At 71.9% G+C, this 3064-nt stretch carries 4 protein-coding genes; 2 read left to right on the top strand and 2 right to left on the bottom strand.

The genetic code is table 11. The features are described 5' to 3' along the window. The coding region (gene cydB / locus AB0C29_RS40960) for a cytochrome d ubiquinol oxidase subunit II (protein ID WP_360832499.1) at window positions 1–568 on the bottom strand (568 nt) is incomplete at its 3' end. 9 nt (window positions 569–577) lie between these two features. Continuing rightward, window positions 578–1972, bottom strand: coding sequence for a cytochrome ubiquinol oxidase subunit I (locus AB0C29_RS40955; protein WP_360832496.1), 1395 nt, complete (start codon window positions 1970–1972; stop codon window positions 578–580). A gap of 75 nt (window positions 1973–2047) precedes the next feature. On the opposite strand from AB0C29_RS40955, the gene AB0C29_RS40950 reads away from it, so the two are divergent. After that, entirely contained in the window at window positions 2048–2416 is a 369-nt protein-coding gene (locus tag AB0C29_RS40950; protein WP_360832493.1) for a BlaI/MecI/CopY family transcriptional regulator, read from the top strand. Beyond that, window positions 2413–3064: M56 family metallopeptidase (locus tag AB0C29_RS40945; protein WP_360832490.1), on the top strand; the 652-nt coding region annotated here is incomplete at its 3' end. The genes AB0C29_RS40950 and AB0C29_RS40945, both read left to right, overlap by 4 nt.

Below are 3064 nucleotides of genomic sequence, written 5' to 3'. Positions count from 1 at the left end.
GGCCGGTGGTGCGCAGGGTCAGGAACATCGCCCCGATCAGCAGGGCGGCGAACAGGGCCGCGCCCGCCCCGGCCAGGGCCGGCCAGCTGACCAGGGCCGCGGTGCTGCGGCTCAGACCCGTACCGGTGACCTGGCCGTCCGGGCCGAGGGCCAGGCCGTGGGTGAGCACGCCCAGCACGGCTCCCCAGAGCAGCACGATGCCGGCCGAGCTGGCCGCCAGCGCCGCGTCGCAGCGGCGGCGCCAGCGTGGCCCGTCGCCCTTGCCGCGGAACTCCAGCGCCACCCCGCGGACGGCGAGCAGCAGCAACAGGGCCACCATCGGCAGGTAGAGGCCGGAGAGCAGGGCGGCGTACCAGTCGGGGAAGGCCGCGAAGGTCACGCCGATCGCGGCGACCAGCCAGACCTCGTTGCCGTCCCAGAACGGGCCGACGGTGCGGACGACGGCTCCCCGCTCGTGGTCGTCGCGGCCGACGACCGGGGAGAGCAGGCCGACGCCGAAGTCGAAGCCCTCCAGGACAAAGAACAGCACCCAGCAGAGCACGACCAGCGCGAACCAGAGTGTGATCATGGTGATTCCTCAGTAGACCGGGACGGGTTCGCGCTCGGGGGCCTGCTCGCCGGCGGATGCGGCGGGCGCGGCGGCTTCGAGCGGTTGCCGGGACAGGTGGCGGACCAGCCGCAGCCAGACGACGGCGAGGATGCCGTAGACGACGGCGAAGCCGATCAGGGAGACGAGCACCTCGCCGCGGGTCAGGCCGGGGGAGATGCCGTCGGCGACCCGGGAGATGCCGAACGCGAGCCAGGGCTGGCGGGCGGTCTCGGTGAAGATCCAGCCGAACGTGTTGGCCGCGGCGGGCAGGATCGGGATCAGCGGCAGGAAGCGGATCAGCAGCCGGTGCGCCTGCCGGTCGCGCCGGGTGCTCCACAGGTAGTACGCCGCGACGGCCGCTGCCAGCATGCCGATGCCGATCATCAGCCGGAACGTCCAGAAGGCCACCGGGATCATCGGGATGTAGCTGCCCGGGCCGAACTGGGCGGCGTACTGGGCCTGGAGGTCGTCGATGCCCTGCACGGTCGCGCCGGGGTCGCCCTTGGCCAGGATGGACAGCAGGCGGGGGATCTCCAGGCTGAAGAACGGCTCGCCGCCGTCCGGGCCGCCGACCGCGAAGACCGAGAAGGGCGCGCCGGTGGTGGTCGCGTACAGGGCCTCGGCGGCGGCCATCTTCATCGGCTGCACCTCGGTGATGACCTTGCCGAGGTGGTCGCCGGTCAGGGCGGTGAGGGCGCCCCCGGTGAGCGTCAGCCAGGCGCCGAGCCGGGCCAGCGTACGGAATGCCGCCTCGCCCCCGGCCCGCAGCCGCCACACGCCGATGGCCAGGAGCAGCGACCCGCCGGCCATCACCGCCCCGGCCAGCGTGTGCGGGAACGCGGCCAGGTTGACCTTGTTGAGCAGCAGCGCGCCGAAGTCGTCGAGGTGCGCCCGCCCGGTCACCGGGTCCAGCGAGTACGCGACCGGGTTCTGCATGAACGAGTTGGCGGCCAGGATGATGAACGCGGACATCACGGTGCCGGCCGCGACGATGACGATGGTGGCGGCGTGCAGCTTGCGCGGCAGCCGGTCCCAGCCGAAGTACCAGAGCGCCAGGAACGTCGCCTCCAGGAAGAAGGCGAGCATCCCCTCGATCGCCAGCGTCGGGCCGAACACGTCGCCGTAGAAGCGGGCGAAGTTGCTCCAGCCCATCCCGAACTGGAACTCCTGCACCAGCCCGGTGACCACGCCGACCGCGAAGGTGACGATGAGCAGCTTGCCGACCAGCTTGGTGAGCTGCAGGTAGCGCTCTTGACCGGTACGCAGCCAGGTGAGCTGCAGGCCGGCGGCGGTCGCGGCCAGGCTGATCGACAGCGGCACGAAGAAGTAGTGGTAGATCGTCACGACCGCGAACTGCAGCCGGGTCAGCTCGAGCACGTCCACGGATGGCCCCCTCTACGACGTTCCGTAGTAGATACTACGCCTCGTAGTACGACGCTGTGCAGTAGAGTGGGTCACATGGCTTTGGGAGACCTCGAACGTGAGGTCATGACGCAGTTGTGGAACGCCGGCGAGCCGCTGACCGTGCGCCAGGTGCACGAACGGCTGAGCCGCGACCGCGAGCTGGCGTACACGACCGTGATGACCGTGCTGGACCGGCTGGCCAAGAAGGGTGTCGTCACCCAGCAGCGCGCCGACCGGGCGTACCGCTATGCCCCCGCGCAGTCGCGGGAGGAGATGACCGCCGCCCTGATGCTCGACGCCCTCAGCGCGGCTCCCGACGGCGTCCGCGACGCGGCCCTGGCGCACTTCGTCGGCCGGATCGACCCGTCGGCCCTGACCGCCGCCATCGAGGCGGCACGGAAGGACCCGGGCGTAGCGCCGTGACCGCCCTGCTGCTCGGTGCGCTGGGGCTGACCTTGTCGCTGGTCGTGCCGGGCATCCTGGCCGGCGCGCGCTGGCCTGACCGCGCGCCCGCCGCGGCCGTCGCGCTCTGGCAGAGCATCACTCTCACCGGGGTGCTCTGCGCGCTGGGCGTGGTGCTGGCCGGACCGCAGGAGCTGGTCAGTGAGCTGGGTTCGGACCGGCCGGTGGGAGCGGCTGCGCTGATCTTCGCGCTGGTGATTGCCGCGGTGATCATCGTGCGGCTGCTGGTGTCGCTCGTCCGGGTGAGCATCCGGTCCCGGGCGCGCCGGTCCCGGCACCGGCTGCTGGTCGACCTGCTGGACAGTGCCGAGCGACACGGCGAGCTGCCGGCCGAGGTGCCTGCCGGGCTGCGGGTGCTGGACGGGCCGCTGCCTTTCGCGTACTGCCTGCCTGGGCGCTCGCCGCGGGTGGTGCTCAGTGACGGCGCGCTGCGGGTCCTCGATGCCGAGCAGGTGGCCGCGGTGATCGCGCACGAGCAGACCCACCTGCGGCACCGGCACGACGTGGTCATGGAGTCGTTCACCGCGTTCTACCGGGCGGTGCCGCGGCCGTTGCGCAGCCGGGCGCCGCTCGACGCCGTACACCTGCTGCTCGAGATGGTCGCCGACG

It is taken from the genome of Actinoplanes sp. NPDC048791, assembly GCF_040650095.1.
Classification (GTDB): domain Bacteria; phylum Actinomycetota; class Actinomycetes; order Mycobacteriales; family Micromonosporaceae; genus Actinoplanes.
This window is presented reverse-complemented; position numbering and strand designations above follow the sequence as displayed.

Bases quoted from the DNA above. Each gene is read 5' to 3' on its own strand.
- AB0C29_RS40950 (WP_360832493.1), top strand. From the start codon at position 2,048: ATGGCTTTGGGAGACCTCGAACGTGAGGTCATGACGCAGTTGTGGAAC.